Annotated in this window: 18 protein-coding genes; 1 reads left to right on the plus strand and 17 read right to left on the minus strand. The window is 36.1% G+C overall.

What is annotated here, in order from left to right; translation table 11 throughout:
* Positions 1-23 precede the first annotated feature (23 nt).
* The 10 genes from csaB to O3598_RS01730 form a co-directional block, all read right to left on the minus strand.
* The gene (gene csaB, locus O3598_RS01685; protein WP_371451498.1) at positions 24-1,118 is read right to left on the minus strand and encodes a polysaccharide pyruvyl transferase CsaB; all 1,095 of its coding nucleotides are present in this window, start codon (positions 1,116-1,118) and stop codon (positions 24-26) included.
* Positions 1,111-3,147: a DUF5693 family protein gene (locus O3598_RS01690; RefSeq protein ID WP_371451500.1), complete on the minus strand. Its 2,037-nt coding sequence runs from the start codon at positions 3,145-3,147 to the stop codon at positions 1,111-1,113. The genes csaB and O3598_RS01690 overlap by 8 nt, the downstream gene beginning before the upstream one ends.
* A 12-nt stretch (positions 3,148-3,159) precedes the next feature.
* A complete protein-coding gene (locus O3598_RS01695; protein ID WP_005383804.1) occupies positions 3,160-3,852 on the minus strand; it encodes an LmeA family phospholipid-binding protein in 693 nt (230 codons plus the stop codon).
* Positions 3,853-3,860: 8 nt separating this feature from the next.
* A protein-coding gene (prfB, locus tag O3598_RS01700; RefSeq protein ID WP_227041155.1) for a peptide chain release factor 2 occupies positions 3,861-4,968 on the minus strand; the annotation gives its coding sequence in 2 pieces (ribosomal slippage) (positions 3,861-4,910 and positions 4,912-4,968; 1,107 coding nt in all).
* 125 nt (positions 4,969-5,093) lie between these two features.
* Positions 5,094-7,529, minus strand: a complete 2,436-nt coding sequence (gene secA / locus O3598_RS01705) for a preprotein translocase subunit SecA (RefSeq protein WP_005378795.1) — start codon at positions 7,527-7,529, stop codon at positions 5,094-5,096.
* Positions 7,530-7,730: 201 nt separating this feature from the next.
* Positions 7,731-8,264 (minus strand): ribosome hibernation-promoting factor, HPF/YfiA family, encoded by a 534-nt coding sequence (gene hpf / locus O3598_RS01710; RefSeq protein WP_005378989.1) that lies wholly within the window; start codon positions 8,262-8,264, stop codon positions 7,731-7,733.
* A gap of 235 nt (positions 8,265-8,499) precedes the next feature.
* Positions 8,500-8,697: a cold shock domain-containing protein gene (locus O3598_RS01715; protein WP_005379075.1), complete on the minus strand. Its 198-nt coding sequence runs from the start codon at positions 8,695-8,697 to the stop codon at positions 8,500-8,502.
* 465 nt (positions 8,698-9,162) lie between these two features.
* Positions 9,163-9,882, minus strand: a complete 720-nt coding sequence (locus O3598_RS01720; RefSeq protein ID WP_005379059.1) for an amino acid ABC transporter ATP-binding protein — start codon at positions 9,880-9,882, stop codon at positions 9,163-9,165.
* A complete protein-coding gene (locus tag O3598_RS01725; RefSeq protein WP_005378986.1) occupies positions 9,879-10,529 on the minus strand; it encodes an amino acid ABC transporter permease in 651 nt (216 codons plus the stop codon). The genes O3598_RS01720 and O3598_RS01725 overlap by 4 nt, the downstream gene beginning before the upstream one ends.
* Positions 10,530-10,543: 14 nt before the next feature.
* Positions 10,544-11,353, minus strand: coding sequence for a basic amino acid ABC transporter substrate-binding protein (locus O3598_RS01730; protein ID WP_009661307.1), 810 nt, complete (start codon positions 11,351-11,353; stop codon positions 10,544-10,546).
* An 857-nt stretch (positions 11,354-12,210) separates the two neighbouring features.
* Between O3598_RS01730 and O3598_RS01735 the strand changes: the two genes are divergently transcribed.
* The gene (locus tag O3598_RS01735; protein WP_005378919.1) at positions 12,211-12,813 is read left to right on the plus strand and encodes an HD-GYP domain-containing protein; all 603 of its coding nucleotides are present in this window, start codon (positions 12,211-12,213) and stop codon (positions 12,811-12,813) included.
* Between the two features lie 51 nt (positions 12,814-12,864).
* Here the strand turns inward: O3598_RS01735 and O3598_RS01740 are convergent, their stop codons facing one another.
* The 7 genes from O3598_RS01740 to rbfA are packed head-to-tail and all read right to left on the minus strand — an operon-like array spanning position 12,865 to position 19,702.
* Positions 12,865-13,590, minus strand: a complete 726-nt coding sequence (locus O3598_RS01740; protein ID WP_038123615.1) for a ComF family protein — start codon at positions 13,588-13,590, stop codon at positions 12,865-12,867.
* On the minus strand, positions 13,590-15,743 hold the full coding sequence (recD2, locus tag O3598_RS01745) for an SF1B family DNA helicase RecD2 (RefSeq protein ID WP_287530014.1): 2,154 nt from the start codon (positions 15,741-15,743) through the stop codon (positions 13,590-13,592). The genes O3598_RS01740 and recD2 overlap by 1 nt, the downstream gene beginning before the upstream one ends.
* Positions 15,743-16,507 carry a shikimate kinase gene (locus O3598_RS01750; RefSeq protein WP_005380867.1) on the minus strand — a complete coding sequence of 255 codons (765 nt, stop codon included), beginning with the start codon at positions 16,505-16,507 and terminating at the stop codon, positions 15,743-15,745. Before O3598_RS01750 ends, recD2 begins: the two co-directional genes overlap by 1 nt.
* A gap of 9 nt (positions 16,508-16,516) precedes the next feature.
* Positions 16,517-17,446, minus strand: coding sequence for a bifunctional riboflavin kinase/FAD synthetase (locus O3598_RS01755; RefSeq protein ID WP_371451504.1), 930 nt, complete (start codon positions 17,444-17,446; stop codon positions 16,517-16,519).
* A gap of 2 nt (positions 17,447-17,448) precedes the next feature.
* Complete coding sequence (locus O3598_RS01760) at positions 17,449-18,384, minus strand: tRNA pseudouridine synthase B (RefSeq protein WP_038123621.1); 936 nt, start codon at positions 18,382-18,384, stop codon at positions 17,449-17,451.
* Complete coding sequence (locus O3598_RS01765) at positions 18,384-19,328, minus strand: DHH family phosphoesterase (protein WP_371451506.1); 945 nt, start codon at positions 19,326-19,328, stop codon at positions 18,384-18,386. The genes O3598_RS01760 and O3598_RS01765 overlap by 1 nt, the downstream gene beginning before the upstream one ends.
* 17 nt (positions 19,329-19,345) lie before the next feature.
* Positions 19,346-19,702: a 30S ribosome-binding factor RbfA gene (gene rbfA, locus O3598_RS01770; protein ID WP_005380901.1), complete on the minus strand. Its 357-nt coding sequence runs from the start codon at positions 19,700-19,702 to the stop codon at positions 19,346-19,348.
* Positions 19,703-19,707: the final 5 nt, after the last annotated feature.

Genomic DNA, 19,707 nt, shown 5'->3' on the forward strand with positions numbered 1-19,707 from the left:
TCTGGATAATCTCCAATTTATATTTAATACTCTTCTAAAAGTGAAATAGCAAATTCTGCATTGCGTTTCGATACCTTACGCAATGTTTGAATGCGATTGAATGAATGTTGATAGGATTCTGTAGATTGTAAAAGTTCTACACATCGATCATATAGAACCTTAGAATCTAATTCTGTCATAGTACCAATTGGTTCTTGTTCAATCATATGTAAAAAACTTGTAATTTTAGGGTCATAGGAAATACCAATAACTGGTTTTCCCATTAAGGAACTAAATACAAGTGCATGTAGGCGTATGCCAATCATTAAATCTACATTGCCAGATAAGGAAAGTTGCTCTTCTGTGGTAAAAGGTCCTTCTAATACGATTGGTTTTACCTTCATTAATGAAGCTATAATCTTTGCTTCCTTCGTATCATCAGGATGAGACATAGGTATGAATACTATTTCAGCATCTTGCTCTAAACTTAACCGGCTCAATACATCTGCTAAACTCTGTCTATACGCGGTATCATCCTTCCAACTACGCACAGCAATGCCGATGCGTTTCCTACCACTTTCAATAGGAGCACAATTATATTTGGTTAAAATATTAGCACCGATACTAGGATTGGCCTTATGCATAGCTAATACAGCATCCGCCGTAACCTCAACATCGTAAATTCCTAGAGCATTCAACTCATCTTTTGAAATGGAATCACGAACTGTAATTCCATCTACATATTTCAACATAAATTTAACAGCTCGTTTTGTAGATTTACGATATAAAGGACCAATACCTTGAGAGTACAGCATAACAGGTTTTCCGAGTAATTTTGCAAATCCCATGATACTTAGATAATAATAGGTATTTCGAATACTTGTAGCATCCTGTAATAAACTACCTCCACCGCTAATCACTAAATCAGCATTACGTATGGCATTCAAAATACCAAAGGCAGCAAATGTTCCAACAGCCTTAATATTATGTTTTCTACTAGTCTCTTGAGGATTGCCGGAAATAACCGTAATATGTGCATCGTCTTCTACATCACGAATAGCGTCGATAATGGCGCAAAGCATAGCTTCATCACCAGCATTACCAAAGCCATAGTAACCGGAAATAACGATATTACTCATGACTGTCCTCCCGATGCATAGCCCATTGCGAGATATAAATGAGGAAACGGACTGCAAGAATAAGAACAATACCTATAGCACAACCGAGCAACAAACCATCATATCCACGCATAATAGACATGAAGACAGGTGTTCTAATATGACAGAATGTTTCAACCATAGATGCTACGCCGATAACGCCAGCTATAGTTAATACAAAGTGAATAACCATAGGCCATTTACGTAGGAATGCAAATGTTGCGAGCATCAACAATGGATGACCAATCATAAATTCCTTTTCTCTTGGTCTAGCATATAGTGTATTCTCTAGGAATCTACGCAATACGAGTTCAAATGTTGGAACAGGCACACCTGCCGTATGACCACTACGGCCTACAAATACCCAAGCCGCAGCACCTATAGCAGCAAACACAAAGAACACATACATTTTTACATCTGTAGTTAGAAATTCTTTAATGAATTGCTTAGCTTCTGTTCCAGAGTTGATCATGCGACCTTTCCATAATGGAAAGCGTTGTAGATATGCAATCATAACAAGGATGATTGGTAATACGAAGGTAAGTTTTACACCTCTAAAGATTTCAAATTCCATAAAGAATTTTGTATTACCTAATAATGCCGCAATATACATGCCACCAATAGCGGCAAATAATGTTGCTATTACGAGATAGAGTAATGCGAGTAGCGTAGATTTCCACGCACCTATAGGACGTGTAGCATCTGATCTACGCCATTCTTCCATAAGAATCACCAAGGCTCCAACAGGTGCCATAATAGCTGCAGATAAAGCCCAAATTTGAACTAATAATGTACCGCTAGTTACAATAAATCCAACAATGGATAGTAGTGATAGTGCAAAAAATAGAACTAATTGTTTGTGTTGTGACATAGCTATAAACATTTGTCCTACATACACAAATAACGCAATACTACCAATCATTGTTAGAACAACTAATAAAGGATTAGGTGTATAGGCAGGATAAATATCTGCTGGCCCAAATTCATAGCCCTTAGCACTCAATTTATCTGTTGCACTATGTACATAGTTAATCGTTGTTTGTAACACAGTTTCATTATTTTGCCCTACTTCATACATAGGGAATAAATTAAATCGAATGTTGCGCTCAATATCGCTAATATAGAATCGTTGAGCCGCTTCTTCCGGAGTAATCTTCTTTAACTCATCTTTAGAAATTGTGTAAACACGACCTACACTGTAATTCTTCTTAGCCGCCATATCTAAGAATCCTAACTGAGGCTCATATTGCAACTGATTAACAGCTTCAATACCAACCAATGGAATATGAAGATTATTCATAGCCTCTAAGGTTTCATCAATATGATCTGGTGCACCTAATGCCTCTTTACCAGCAAATATAATGCCTGTTACATGAGGTACCCCATCTAGACGATTAAATACATATTTAATATCATCAGATGTAACATTGCGATAATTAGTAGGTCGAATAATTACATTAAATCCGCGATTGGCCACTTCCATGGCTTGAATCTTAGAGATGCCTAAGTTCATCTTCGCATAGCTATCTGAAGTAGCACCTTGTAATTCTAAAACGGGTCCTATACTAGTATTAAGTTCTTTAACCTTTTCTTTACTAATACGATGATATAGGTCTTCGCGAATTTCTTTATAATAGCCTTCTTTACCAGGAATAAGTGCAACATAAGTAGCGCCTGGTTTAATAGAACCACCATTGATACGAACATCGGACATATCTTGTGATGAAAGTAATTTAATTTCACCAGCGTCATTTGCCTTTTCTAATGTTCTATCATAAATGGCAAATGCCGTTATTCCCGCCTCTTTCAGTGCATCAAAAGCATCTTTTTGACTACGTTTTTCAAAGGCATTAGCTCGAAGTACAGCATCATAATCTACTATATTCTCAATATGATTTTGTGCCTTTTCAATTGTATTGCGCTCCATTACTAAATAGAGTGCTGAAATAAGTCCTACTATGATACATAGTATAAGAACTAATGAGTGCTTAGTTTTCTTAACAGTATGCACGATATTTCCTTTCTAATTGAGTACAGGTTTAATCTTAATATGAATTTCTCCATTTTCAACATTAACAGACTCAGCTTTAACCGGAACTGGGAAATTATTAAAATCATAGATAGCAATAGGATGCAATTGTTGTGATGTAATACCTGCAATAGTCAATCCACTAACTGTAAATCGACTAGGAGCAAATGATAAAACATTATCTTTCAACTGCAAGGCGCCTTCCAAACTAGCTGTTCCTTTCAAAGACCCCATAATGTTAACAGTCCCAGTTAATGCTATACGGTCATTATTAATTACTACATTAGCATCCTGTAGACCTTCTGTATTCTGAATCAGGAATTTCTTTAGATCATCCTCTAACACAATACCTTCTACATAGGATGGACCAAGACTTAGGACCTCAACCTCATGAGATGCAATGAGAGAAATAGGATTAATAACAATATTATTTGCCTCATAATGAAGACTAGAAAAATTCAACTTTCCTAATTGAACATTTTCCAATGTTCCTGCCGCGTGATCTGCTTGTCCGTAAACCAGTTTAAAGGCGGGTGTAGATTCAATAACAACAGTTTGGCTGGAAGGTTTAAGTGATTGATTTAACTCATCTTCTACAATAGATTCCATATATTTGGGAACTACAAATTGAGCACCCACCACACATACAATGATAAGCAAGACGATGAATATTAAAAATTTTTTCATTATAGCACCTATACTGTTAAATTAGCTTCTTTCTTTAAATAGCCTTCTATGAATTGGTCGATATTGCCATCCATAACAGCCTGTACATTACCAGTTTCAACCGATGTACGATGATCCTTTACCATATTATAAGGATGGAATACATAGGATCTAATTTGGCTTCCCCATTCAATAGCTTGGTATGTCCCACCAATTTGTTCTTTTAATTCAGCCTGCTTTTCAAGTTCTAATTCAAATAATTTTGCACGTAATAAACGAAGAGCTTGTTCTCTATTTTGCATTTGGGAACGCTGAGATTGACATTGAACTACAATGCCTGTTGGTTTATGCGTCATACGAACAGCAGAATCCGTTTTATTAATATGCTGCCCACCGGCACCACTTGCACGATATGTATCAACTTGGACATCTTTCATATCGATATTGATTTCCACAGTATCATCAATTTCTGGCATTACGTCAACAGCTGCAAATGAAGTATGACGACGTGCTGCAGCATCAAATGGCGATATACGAACGAGACGGTGAACACCTTTTTCAGATTTTAAATAGCCAAAGGCATTTTCGCCTTTAATAAGAAATGTTGCACTTTTGATTCCCGCTTCATCGCCAGGTTGTTCATCCATAAGTTCCACGGAAAACCCTGTCTTTTCTGCCCAACGCAAATACATTCGAATCAGCATAGAACACCAATCTTGTGCTTCTGTACCACCTGCACCAGCATGGAATGTAAGAATAGCATTATTCTGATCATATTCTCCACCGAGCAAAAGCAATACCTCTTGTTTTTCAACAGCCTCTTGAATGCCATTTACAAATTGTTTGATTTCCCCCTCCATAGAGGTATCTTCTTCTTCAATTGCCATATCCAACATGACACTAGCATCTTCGATATCAGACACTAACTGCTTATACCCCTCTACAGAGTTTTTTAATTGTGTTGCCTCTTGAGAAATCTCACGAGCCTTATCAGGATTATCCCAAAATGTAGGATCACTCATCTGTACATCAAGTGTGAAGATTCGTTCTTCTTTCTGAGCTATGTTAAAGTGAATCCCTCATTCCATAAATTCGCTCTTCTAAACCAGAGATAATTGGTTTTAAATCCTCTAACAATTTATGTTCACCACCTTTATAGAATTACTACATGTACATAGTAACGATTTACTGTATTTTTAAAATGAAAAATGGCCGTTGCCCAGAAGGTGTTTTCCCATTGAGCAACGTGCCATTCACAAATGTTAATCTATGTTTTGTGGCTCCAACACATCTTCATGATGGGGTTGTGCACCTTCTAAGTGATCAACTGGTTCTTCAATTTCTTGAATCAATTGTGCACGAATTTTGTACAATGCCATGATTGTTTCATCTTGAATAGATTCAATCATGTGCTGGAACATATCATAGGCCTCAAATTTATATTCAACCAAAGGATTTTTTTGGCCATATGCACGAAGGCCAATACCTTCACGAAGCATATCCATATTATCCAAATGTTCCATCCATTTACTATCGACAACACGTAGCATAATCGCTTTTTCAAGTTGGCCAAACATCGCTTCACCTAAAAGATCAACACGATCTTGATATTCGCTATGTGCGATTTCGTGTAAACGTTCATCCAATTCTTGACGTGTATATTCTTCCATTTCTTCTGTAGACATAAGTTCAGAAGTCAAGAAGTATTGACTCAAGTGTTTATGTAAACCTTCGTAATCCCACTCTTCAGGATACAATTTTTCATCAGCATATGTATCAACAGCTTCAGTTACAAGCTTGTCAATCATTTCATTAATGGTATCTCTTAAAGATTCATTTCCTAATATACGACGGCGTTGCTCATATAACACTTCACGTTGTTGATTCATAACATCGTCATATTCCAAGATATATTTACGAATATTGTAGTTATGATCTTCAACTTTCTTTTGAGCACGTTCGATAGATTTTGTGATTAAGGAATGTTCAATTGGTTCATCTTCTTCCATTCCTAGTTTATCCATGATGCCAGAAATATTATCAGCACCAAAGATACGCATCAAGTCGTCTTCCAAAGATAGGAAGAATTGTGAAGAACCTGGATCACCTTGACGGCCTGCACGACCGCGTAATTGGTTATCAATACGACGGCTTTCATGACGTTCAGTACCTAAGATAGCTAAACCACCAAGTTCAGGCACACCTTCACCTAATGTAATATCAGTACCACGACCAGCCATGTTTGTGGCGATTGTAACCATACCCATTTGACCAGCATTGGCAACAATTTCCGCTTCTTGTTCATGATGTTTAGCGTTCAATACCTTATGTGGTACACCAGCGCGCAATAACATATCTGAAAGTTCTTCGGATTGAGTGATAGATGTAGTACCAATCAAAATAGGTTGCCCCGTTTGGTGACGTTCTACAGCATTGCGTACAACAGCACGATATTTTGCTGCTTTAGATTTAAAGATAAGGTCAGGTAAATCCACACGAATTAAAGGACGATTTGGAGGAATAGGAATTACTTCCAACCCATAAATATCATTGAATTCCTTTTCTTCCGTCTTAGCAGTACCAGTCATACCAGACAATTTTTCATACATACGGAAATAGTTTTGGAATGTAATAGATGCTAATGTTTGGCTTTCACGTTCGACCTTAAGACCTTCTTTTGCTTCAATAGCTTGGTGCAAACCATCAGAATAACGACGGCCAAACATCAAACGACCTGTAAACTCATCGACAATAACAACTTCACCATCTTTTACTACATAGTCTGTATCGCGATGCATCATAGCATAAGCGCGTAAAGAGGCACCTAGTAAATGGTTGAGTTCAATATTATCAGCATCATATAAATTTTCGATGCCTAACATTTTTTCAACTTTTGTAATACCAGAATCTGTCGGTGCAATTGTCTTTTGTTTTTCATCGATTGTATAGTCTTCATCTTTTACAAGATGTGGTACAACTTGCGCCAATTTATAATAGTTGTCAGTAGAGCGACTACCAGGGCCAGAAATGATGAGCGGAGTTCTCGCTTCATCGATCAAAATGGAGTCAACTTCATCGACGATGGCATAGTTTAATGGACGTTGTACCATTTGAGATACATCGGACACCATGTTATCACGAAGATAATCGAAACCAAATTCATTGTTAGTACCATATGTTACATCTGCAGCATATGCTTCTTTACGTTGATTATAATCGAGATTTGCAACAATTAAACCAGTAGAAAGGCCTAGAAAATTATACAAACGACCCATTTGCTCACTATCACGTGTAGCCAAGTAATCATTGACAGTAACAACATGAACACCTTTACCGGATAAAGCATTAAGATATACAGCTAAGGTAGCAACTAAGGTCTTACCTTCACCAGTACGCATTTCTGCAATATTACCTCTATGCAAGCAAATACCACCTAGCATTTGCACATCAAAATGACGCATACCAAGTACACGTTTAGATGCTTCACGACATACGGCAAAAGCTTCTGGTAAAATATCGTCTAACGTTTCTCCCTTTTGTAAGCGACGTTTAAACTCATCAGTTTTAGCAACGAGATTAGCATCACTTAATTTTACATAATTAGGTTCTAGTTCATTAATATGATCTACAATTTTGCGCATTTTTTTAACTTCTTTTGCGCTATTATTTCCTATAAGACTTTGTAAAAAGCCGAACAAACAAATCACTCCTCTTCGGGATATCTTACATTATTATATCTAATTCATTATAACGAAAAAGCCTTGAATAGTCAAAGAATTCAAGGCTTTTCTATAGATATACAACTAGAAATATAAAATGGATACCATTTCTGGTATCCATTCTATATTTCACTCGATTAAATCAACGTAGAAAGATAATTAATTGAATAATCGATCATATTATTTTAATTCTGGTTCAATCAAACCATAGAAACCATCATGTCTGCGGTATACTACATTCATCGTTTCTGTTTCCGCATTGAAGAACATAAAGAAATCATGTCCAATCAAGTTCATTTGCAAGATAGCTTCTTCTACATCCATAGGACGAACAGCAAAATGTTTACGTTTTACTACTTCAATTTTTTCTTCTTCTACAGGTGTATCAAGAGGTGCTACATCTGGATGGAAAGCTTCTTGACGTTTAAAACGTTTTGCCAAACGAGTTTTATGTTTATGAATTTGGCGAACGATTTTATCTACTACTAAATCGATTGCTGCATACATATCATCATTTGTTTCTACGCCACGAAGTACAATTTTATCAACGAAACATGTAATTTCAATGGTTGCTTTATCACGCACTACAGATAATACTGCTTGTGCATCTAACTCATCATCAAAGTAACGGGTTAACTTACCCAATCTTTTTTCTACATACTCACGAAGAGCCGCTGTTACTTCAATGTTTTTACCTCTGATTGCTACTTTCATATGTCAACACCCTTTCTAAAAATCAACGACCAGTTGTTAGAATGTTCTTATTACTCTATTTCTGGTGTCTTAATTAGTATTTCTACATCTACCTATAAAACTCCTCTTTTTTGATAAAAATTTTTATATTTTTTGTAGAAATATGTATTGCACACTATTAAATGTGCAAAAAATCCCAACAAATAAGATGTTGGGATTTTTTTAATTTAGTTTTTATGTAATATTTGGTATATGATTACGCTTTTACAACATTTGCTGCTTGTGGACCACGATTGCCATCAACAATGTCAAATGTTACATTTTGACCTTCAGATAAGGATTTAAAACCTTCGTCTTGAATAGCAGAGAAATGAACGAATACATCGCTACCATCTTCTCTTTCAATAAATCCATAACCTTTTTCTGCACTAAACCATTTTACTTTACCTAACATGGGTAATATCCTCCTATAAAATATATATTGTCTTACTGTCTTGCTCTATATCTGTATAATAACATAGCGTGTATAAAATATCAAATTACAACACTCGTATTTCATTTAAATTATTATGCAGATTCAACTCTAAGAAATAAATAACTTTTATTCTTAATTCCTTTTAATTATTGGTTTTACTCTATATATTCTATAGTATAAAGACTCATATTTATTTCATTATAACTAAAATATATGAGTATTATAAATATTTTTTGCGCGTATAGATGCATAAACTGTATGTTTATCACAAATATTTATATCTAATATCTATTTATTCGAATTAACAGATTTAGAAAAATCACTTAATTACAGTAGTTTCTAAAGTAAATATATATAATTTATCAAAATTTATTATAAGATAACGTGCAACAAAAAACACTCATAATTATAAACTACGTAATTATGAGTGTTGTTCCTAAGAATCTATAAAATTTTAGACAAGAATAATTTTGTTCTATCACTAGAAGGTGCATCAAATACTTGTGCTGGTGTGCCATCTTCTAGGATTTGACCACCATCAACAAATAAAACTCTATCCGCAACCTCTTTAGCGAAGCCCATTTCATGTGTAACGATAACCATCGTCATACCTTCATCAGCCAAAGATTTCATTACATCCAATACTTCACGTACCATTTCTGGATCAAGTGCCGATGTAGGTTCATCAAATAACATTACCTTCGGTTTCATAGCTAATGCACGTGCAATAGCAACACGTTGCTTTTGACCACCGGATAGTGAGTCCGGATACATTTGAGCTTTATCAGCTAATCCAACACGTTCCAATAGTTTTATAGCAATGTCTTGTGCTTCTTTCTTATCCGTTTTTCTTACATTTACGGGAGCCAATGTCAAATTATCCAATACGGTCATATGTGGGAATAGATTAAAGTTTTGGAATACCATGCCCACTTCTGTGCGTACAGCATTCAATTTATTTTTATCGGATAAATCCATACCATCCACAATTACATGACCACTGGTAGGTTCCTCTAGATAATTCATCGTCCGCAAAACTGTACTTTTACCAGATCCTGAAGGACCGATGATTACAACAACTTCACCTTTATCAATTTGTAGATTGATGCCCTTTAATACTTCATTTTTACCAAATGATTTTCGCACATCTTTTAATTCTATCATTTTACGTTATATTTCCTTTCAAGGTAAGCAACCAATCGAGAAATCGGTATTGTCATACATAGATAGATAATGGCAACCGTTCCCCAAATTTCAGTAGCCGCATAGGTTTTAGCGATAATTAATTGACCACGACGCATCAATTCTTCAAAACCAATAACAGAAACTAAAGAAGAATCTTTTAGCATGGCAATAAATTCATTACCCAAAGGAGGGATTGATGCTTTAAACGCTTGCGGAATAATAATAAAGCGCATAGTTTGCCACCAAGACAAACCTAGTGAACGACCGGCTTCCATTTGCCCTTTATTTACAGATTGAATACCCGCACGGAATATTTCGGATACATAAGCACCAGAGTTGATACTACATGCTGCACAGGCTGCTATATAAGGATCGATTCGAGTGCCAATGATTTGAGGTAATGCAAAATAAATCATAAAGATTTGTACCAACATAGGGGTACCACGAATCACATCTACATAGCATTTAGCAATCAATCGAACAATTACGAAATTCGACATTCTAGCCAAGGAAACAATTAAACCGATAATGAAACCAAAGCTTACAGCAACAGCTGTAATTTTTATGGTCATTAAAGCCCCATATAATAATAATGGTAAATTACTCGTTATGACATTCCAGTCCATTTACAACTCCCTAATTATTTAAAATCCAACACAACAGGCATATCTGCAGGTGCATCTACATTAAACCATTTTTTATATAATGTATTAAATTCACCATCTGCTTTCATATCAGCAATAGCTTTATTAATTTCCTCTTGTAAAGCTTTATTATCTTTATTCAAAGCCAAACCTAAGTACTCTTTTGTATTTGGATATGGCAAGATTTGGATATGCTCATCAGGATGTTTTGTGCTGTAATATTGAGCAACTGGTAAATCAATAACAGTAGCATCAACACCACCATTTTGCAACTCTAACAACGCTTCATTACTATGATCGAATTCTTTTACAGAAGTACCTTCAATCTTATGAGCTAAATCGGAACCAGTTGTCCCCATTTGAGCAGCAATTTTTTTATTCTTCAAATCGTCTAAGGAATGAATGCTATTAGAATCTTTATATACAATAGCTAATGCATTTTCATAGTATGGAGATGAGAATAATACCTTTTCACTACGTGCTTTGGTGATTGTCATACCAGAAGCTGCCACATCGATATCATGTGTATTTAATGCTGGAATCAACGCATCAAAGGCAACGTTTTTAAGTTCTACATCTTTGTTAATACGTTTGCCAATTGCACGAATCAAATCGATATCGAAACCTGCATAATCTTGGGTTTTATCATCTTTAAATTCAAAAGGTACGAATGTAGCATTTGTGCCAACAATTAACTTATTATTAGACGTTGTTGTAGAAGAAGATCCACAACCACCAACTAAAGATGCAGCCATAACAACCATCAAACTACCGAGAACTAATTTTTTTACTTTTTTATTAAACATCTTCTTAACCTCATATATAACTAAGTTTATTTATATAGTATATATACACGGAATAATTATGTCAATAATAATGTATATAACATTTTTAAAATTCCATATTTTAATGATTTCTCTATTAATTTTTATACACAATATGTATTAATATACATTCTCTGTATACAAAATATAGCTTAACAAACGCAATATCTACAATTTTCATTTATACATCTGTATAAATGAAAAAAGCACATGAGAAAAGCCTCATGTGCCCGTTATACGGCTGACCTGGTCTTTGCCCCCACACTCGCCTGCTGGAAGGTTCGCTCATAAGCCCATAGCTCCCCACTACTACTCCTCTCGGTTTCCCGGCAGGACTTACATCTAAGCCGCACCATGCTCACAGCCCTTTGGACTGCTTATGTGGATCGTTTTGCCTGCGACTGGCCTCGACTTACAACCACAGACCCGTATTTTAATATTATAGATTATAAATTATATCTATGTCTATATCTTTATTATTTGCAGATAATACAAACATATGTGTTTATCAATATCACTGTTATGAGAATAAAAAATGCAAGTCTTAAATTCAATGTATAGAAAATAGGAATAGGAATATAAAATAATTCTTCATTTTTCTATTATAATTCTTAAAACACGATTTTTACATCCCATTCTTAATGCATTCCTTTTTTGTCAACACTTTCTATTATGCTAAATATGAATACCTATTCAAAAACCAAACATTATACCGATACACAAAGCATAAAAATTGTTGTATAATACGAATACTGTTAAAGAAGAACGGACTATAAGTTGTACGATGTAAAATCCTTGGGGTTGGGACTTTACATATTTGTATAGTAGAGGGGTTTATTATGTTTATGTTATCATTGATGCAGCCGTCCGGGCTGTATGAACTGGAGAAAGATAGTTTAGAGGCCATTAGTGCTCAACTATTACAAATGATACAAATGAAAAGCTATCACTTGTATACACACTCTGTACAAGTCTCTAATTATGCAGTTAGTATTGCTGCAAAAATGGGATTGCCATTAAATGAAATTGAACAAATCCGTCATGCTGCACTATTACATGATGTAGGTCTTTTGATGATTCCTAATGCGATGATTCAAAAAGCACCATACTTGAACAAGCAAGAAATGTCAAAATATAAACAACATGCTGCTAGTGGTGCTAATATGATTGAAAACTATCCATGTTGTCAACAAATCCTATCATATATTCGTTACCATCATGAAAAATGGGACGGTTCCGGATATCCAAAACATTTACGTGGCGCCAACATTCCACTTGGGGCACGTATCATTGCTGTTGCGGATTACTATGATTCCACTGTGAATCCATCCACTGAATTTTGGGCAAAAACAAAAGCTAAAGCAAAAGAAGAATTGTTTAGCGCATCAGGTTCCCTCTTTGATCCAGATGTTGTAAAAGCATTTATCGATGTACTAGGTTAAACAACATAATTAAGGCTGTAATAGAACAAAATCTATTACAGCCTTTTATTTTTAAAAACTACCACTAGCTAATGTCAATGCTTCAATATATTGAGGATGATATGCTCTTAGTATTCGTGCAGCTGACTCTAAGGTAGCTCCTGTCGTAAATATATCATCAACTAATAAAATCCGCTTATCATATAACAACGAGGAATCGCAAGTTTCCTTCCACATAAATGCCTTATCGATTGTGCTATGACGTTCACTACCAGATAAGCTCCACATTTCTTTATGGGTATCCATTTTATATAAACAATCAAACCATTTATAACAGACCTCTTTTTCAGTATTATATTCCATAACTCCATTTACACTGTCATCGCTGCTTCTACCATCAATACGATTAGAATTTGAAAATGAGAACACCCAATCATAAAAAAATAGATCTACCTGATTATATCCTCTAACCTTCTTTTTTTCTGCACTTGATGGTATAGGAATCACATAATGAGGCCTATAATCGTGCATCCTCAAGTTGTACGATGCTAAAAAAGGAGCAGCCCCTTTGGACTGCTCCTTTTTTTCATTAAATTTAACGTCATATATCATGGATTTAATACCACCTCGATAGTCAGCTAGAATCCAAGCAGAATTTAGCGAGGACAGTAATTTAGATGGCACTTGTCTTACATGTAGAACTTCTTCAATACAAGCATCACACCAATCCCCTTGTTGTTGTACATGGGTACCACAATGAGGACAAACAGGAGGAAATAAAAAATCAAATAGATTCATTATCCATCACATCTTCCTTGTAAACGTTCTTTAAATAATGTATATCGTTCTTCACCATTAACCGTTTTAACAGCACGCTCTACAGAACTCTTTGTACCGATCATGATAACCTTTCGCTTGGCTCTTGTCACGGCAGTATAGAGTAAGTTCCGTTGTAACATACCACCGTACATAGGAACAAATGGAATGATAACAACACCATATTCACTGCCTTGACTTTTATGAACTGTTATAGCATAAGCAGGCATAATCATATGCGCTTCATCAATAGATAGGCGAACCTCTTTATGAATAAAGCGAATGCAGATATCAGATTTAGTAATGGCATAAATAATGCCAATTTCACCATTAAAAACTTCTAATTCATAATTGTTAAGAACTTGAATTACCTTATCACCAACGCGGAATGTAATTCCATTAACACGCACCTCTCCTTTATAACTATCTGGAGGGTTTACGGATTGCTGCACATATTGAGATATACTTGTACTGCCAGCCTTACCTCTACGCATAGGCGAAATGATTTGAATATCAAGTTCATCATCGACAAATTCTTTTTCCCGTTTATACACATCAACGATGGCTTTCATCATATCACCAAGAGAGTTAACGGAAATGAAAGTGAATTCATCACTAGTCGTATCAAGATTTGGCATTTCACCACGGTTAATAGCATACGCACTATCGACAATACTATTACCAGAACTTTGACGATAAATATGTTGTAATCGCGTATACGGAACCATATCACTATCAAGTAAATCTTTCAATACGAATCCAGCACCTATAGGAGGCAGCTGATCCACATCGCCTACAATAATAACATGGGCCTCACGAGGAATCGCTGACATTAGAGAATAAAACAATCGCACATTGAGCATGGATGCTTCATCGATGATAATAACATCTATATCAAGAGGATCATCCTCATTTTTAGTAAAATCATAGGAATCACTGCCAGCTACAGGCATGAGCAAGCGATGTATAGTTGTGGCTTCAAACTCAGTGGCCTCTGTTAAACGCTTTGCTGCACGTCCCGTTGGGGCACAAAGAATAATACGTCCTAATCCACCTAATTGAAAACCTTTAACTAAGGCTTTAATAATCGTAGTTTTACCAGTGCCAGGTCCACCGGTAATAAGCGAAAATTTTTCAAAAAATGATAATTCTATAGCTTCCTTCTGTTCAGGGCCAAAGGTAATATGATTATCTGCTTCAAATCGCTCAATAAAATCTGGAATATCTAGAGATATAGGATCAGCTTCAATTAAGAAATCACGCGTATAGTGTACACCTTCTACTTCAGATACATACATTTCAGGTGGATATACATAGAGTATATCATCATAATAGGTACTATACATGATAGCTTGAGAAATTAATGAGTCAATATAGTTAGCTATTAAATCTGCATCTACTTGCAATAAATCGTAGGTACGACCTATCAATTCATCGACAGGTAAACACGTATGACCTTGATTATCTAAATTCCCTAAAATCCAGTTTACACCAGCCTCTAATCGTCGCTCGTCATCAGCATCAAGCCCTAAATTCATAGCTAATGTATCAGCCGTATTGAATAACATATCTGGGGCGATACGCAATAAATTATAAGGATTATCCTGTATGACATCTATAGAGGATGCACCATAATAGGTGTACACAGTGCGAGACCATTTAGAAGAAATTTGATGAGACTCAAAGAAATGGTTTAAATCGGATAATATACCTTCACCGAGTAAGGTATTATATAACTCCTCTTTAACGCCTTTGCGTAAACCTGGCACATCTTTAATTTCTTCTGGCCGTTCTTCACGCAGTACATCTAATAACCGGAGGCCGAAATAATCACAGATTTTCTCTACAGATTTTTCGCCTAATCCCTTTATGCCTAAGTTCATCAAATACATTCTAGCAGCACCCATATTATCGGGTTTTAATTTTTCTATACTAGATGCATCAAACTGAATGCCATATTTTTGATGTTCTACATAACGGCCTTTAATCTCAATATCTTCCCCTTCTTTTGGGGCTTCAAAGCGACCAGTACAAGTAATGTATTCCTCATTATAATCTTTCACAAGAAATACACAATACGTGTTCTGTGTGTTCTGATATATAATTCGGTATACAAATCCTCGTAATACTTCCATTATTTCTCCGTATTAGGTAATGCTTCGATAATTTCTTGAACAGCGTCAGTAATGCTGCCTTCATTGCCAATCTTAATATGAGCTACACTTTCATATAAAGGATAACGTTCCTCGTAAACATTGAAAATATATTCAATACTTTCTTTCACAAGTGGACGAATTTCTAAATCCAAGTCATCGAGAATATGGTTAACGTCGCGATTAACAAAGACAACTAAACCATTATTTCTCATGAGATTTACAATTTTTTCAGATGTCACTGTGCCACCACCCGTAGCAATAACAGATGGTTTATTATGAATCAATTCTTTAATGGTTTCATATTCATACTTACTAAATGCATCTTTTCCATCATAGATAAAGATATTTTGTACGGTTTTCCCCACTTTATCTTGAATCGTTTGATCCAAATCATAGAAATCTCGTCCTAATTCTTTAGCTAACATTTTGCCAACCGTAGTTTTACCGGCACCAGGCATACCAATTAGGAAAATATGCTTATGCATGTGTTCTTTTAAGAACTCATTGCTAATCGAAATAACATCCTTCATATAGGATTCAATATATGTCAACATACGTGAATCGTCACATTCAGTTTTAAGACTAGAAATGATCTCATGATCCCGTTCTTCATCAATCAGTGGTAAATGATGTTCATCCTTATATTTACCAATTGATTTAATGATAGATAAACGTTGTTCAAATAAGTTTACTAACTGTGCATCAATAGTATCTATTTGTTTGCGTGCGTCTTTAATATCCATAGCTCCCCCTTATGGGTTATTACGTAAAATCTGAATTGCTGTTTCCTCATCGACCTTCATTTGGTCGATCAATTCTTGCAAATTATTAAATTTAACCTCACCGCGTATATATGATATAAATTGAACAGTTACTTCCTTACCATATACGTCTTGGTCAAAATCAAATACATGTACTTCACATCGATGATATTGGTTTTTGAAAGTTGGATTATCCCCTATATTTCCAACACCATCATACCAAATGCCATCTATACAAACTCGATTAGCATATACCCCATCAGGTGGGATTGCCATCTCATTGGGCAATAAAAAGTTAATTGTTGGAAATCCTAATGTACGGCCTCGTTGATCACCTTTTATGACGATACCTCTAAACTGGTATGGACGTCCGAGCCAAGCCGCCGCTTGTTCCATATGCCCTTCTTCTATAGCCTTACGTATATTCGTGCTACAAATAGGACCTTCTTCTGTAGATAGCAAAGGTTCAACAATGATATGAATCCCTTTTGCAGACAAACGTTCCCGCATTAACTGAGGATTGCCAGCCCCTTTGGCACCAAATGTAAAGTTAGTACCAATTGCGATACCTACAACATCTATATCACCACAAAGAGCGTCTAAAAAGTCATCAGGTGACATATTGAATATGTCCAAATTCATAGGCAATCGTAAGATATAATCTACCTTTAGAGATTCTAAGATTTCATCCATAATATCGGCAGATAATACCCGTTTAGGAACATCTCCAGGTCGCAATATAGTCATAGGATGCGCACTAAATGTGACGAGAACCGTAACGGCATCATGCGCCTTAGCCTCTGCTATTGCATTACCAATGACCCGTTGATGACCACGGTGTACACCATCAAATGTGCCTAATGCGTATACGATTTTACGATTAATTTGACGTAATTCATCAAACGAGTGTAAATGTTTCATACTTATCCTTCAATAAAAATATTTTTGTCCACTTTAAGTGAATGTTTCGTTCGTTTTAGAATGCCTACAAACCCATGAGGTCCATAAGCTCTATACTTGTTAGATGGAATCGTATGAGAAAAGGCCTCTACGATTGGTAATTCCTTACCTTGTACCATCATCTTTAATTGTACACTATCTACGTCCACTTTTGAAAGATGAGATACCGCAATATCCGTAGGCAACAACAATTTTTCACCGTGAATCGTTAATTCCTCCGCTATATAGGCAGATTGAATATCAAAAGGCCCCACACAAGTTCTTGCCAAGGAAGTCATAGTCCCAGGAATGCCTAATTGAATACATATATCACGTAACAACGAGCGAATATAGGTACCACCAGAACAGGTGACACGAATTGTAAAATAAGGAAAACCATAAGCTACCAATTCAATATTAGAAATCGTAATGGTTCGCATTGGTAACTCTACAGGTATTCCCTTACGTGCATATTCATAAGCCCGTATACCATTAATTTTTATAGCCGAGTACTTGGATGGGCGTTGCTCTTGTGTGCCAACAAATCTAGATAGCACTGATGATAATTCATCCCACGTTGGCGGTATCAATCGTTCATTAATTGCAGAGTGATCCGCCAGTAATGTAACGCCACTAGTGAGATTCATATCATCGTCAGGTAATACAGGCTGTCCCGTACTATCTTCAGTGTCAGTAAAGGTACCAAATTTACATTCTGCTACATAGGTCTTATTAAATCCATCTGTGTATTCAATGAGACGTGTGGCCTTACCCAAAAAGATAGGTAATACACCATAGGCCATGGGGTCCAATGTGCCACTATGACCAATTCGTTTTTCTTTTAAAATACGACGACATATACCTACAGCATCATGACTGGTAATACCAGGAGGTTTTAAAAATGGCAGCACTCCATCCATTATTTGATAACCCCCAATAGACGAGACTTAGCCTCATCGATAGACCCTTCTATGGTACAACCAGCAGCACGTATATGACCACCACCGCCAAAATGATTAGCAATAGCATTCACATCTGTCCCCTTAGATCGAAGGCTGATACGCGTGCGATTTGGGCTTTCACCTTTCAATAAAATGGCCACATCAACAGTATCTACATTACGAATAATGTCGACGAATCCATCTGTATCGTCGCCTAATATAGACATAACCGCTGGAGATAGCTCGATAGTAGCAACGCGATTATCCTTATAAAAAGCAATAGTTTGCATTACCTGTTTCGTTAATTCAAGACGTGCTGCACTTACGGCCTCAATCGTTTCGGAAATAACATTAGGGCGAGCACCAGCAGCGACACAACGGCTAGCCATTTTAAGTGTATTAGCTGTAGTATTGCTAAATTTAAAGAATCCACAGTCGGTGGCAATCGCCATATAAAGAGCATTGCCCATAGACTCTGTAATAGGCCAATTCCATTGTTCGCACAAGTCTGTAATAATTTCACCAGTAGCCGCAAAATCAGGTTTTAAATATAGATGATCTGCAAATTCTGAATTAGAAATATGATGATCTATATTAAAAATAGGTGCACTAAAGAGTGCACCTACGCGGCCAATCCGTTCATACGTGCTAGCATCTAATACCATTAGCATATCAACCTGTACAGGATGTGTTTCAAAATAGGCAACATCCTTAATTTGATCGATATACGATAAAAAGGAATATTTTTCAGGTATTACATCATCCACGACCATATACACAGTTTTGCCTTGCGCTACGAGAGCCTCATAAAAGGCAACCATAGAACCAATAGCATCGCCATCTGGTCGTACGTGGACAGTGAGCATTATAGAATTAGCTTCACACAGAGCCATGTGTAATTGATTAATTGTGATCTTACTCATGTTCTGTATCCTTTGTGTTAATTTGTTTCTTCATCCTTTTTGATTTCATTCAAAAGGGATTCAATATGCATGCTGTAATCCAAAGATGTATCCTTATCAAAGGTAATCGTTGGAATATGGCGCAATTTTAATACCTTGCCAAGCTCGGTACGCACATGGCCAGATGCATGTTTTAAAGCGATAAGAGTATCTTCTTTCTCTTTATCAGAACCAAACAAGGAAACATAAATCGTAGCTTCACGCAAATCACCTGTCACGTGGACATCGGTAACTGTAGTAAAGCCGATGCGAGGGTCTTTCAACCCACGCATCAACATTTGACTTACTTCTTGTTTGATGAATTCTTGTAATTTTCTTACACGAACATCACTCATAGTAA

Origin of the sequence: Veillonella atypica, from assembly GCF_041431435.1 — a bacterium.
GTDB lineage: Bacteria > Bacillota > Negativicutes > Veillonellales > Veillonellaceae > Veillonella > Veillonella atypica.